Raw genomic sequence first — 225 nt, 5'->3', positions numbered from 1 at the left:
AACATCGACGGCCACCGCGTCGCGACCACCCGCGCGGCGGCGGCGATCGCCCAGGTCCTGCAGGGTGGCCGGCTCCCGGCGCCGGCGAAGACCGCGGTCGGGGTCTGAGGGAGGAACGCGATGGAAGACACCCGGTTCGCCCTGCCCGAGGTCGACGCCCCCGCCGCCACCGAGGTCGGGGTGATCCTGCTCGGCCTGGAGGCCGACCGGCTGCTCGCCGGGCTC

The 225-nt window shown here is 76.4% G+C and carries 1 protein-coding gene; it reads left to right on the top strand.

Features of this window, described 5'->3' with window-relative positions; translation table 11 throughout:
• Positions 1-120 precede the first annotated feature (120 nt).
• Positions 121-225 (top strand): DUF6187 family protein (locus tag G3I65_RS58490; protein ID WP_255482083.1); only part of this gene is annotated, 105 nt, incomplete at its 3' end.

This window comes from Amycolatopsis sp. SID8362 (genome assembly GCF_010550475.1).
Classification (GTDB): Bacteria; Actinomycetota; Actinomycetes; order Mycobacteriales; family Pseudonocardiaceae; genus Amycolatopsis; species Amycolatopsis eburnea.
This window is presented reverse-complemented; position numbering and strand designations above follow the sequence as displayed.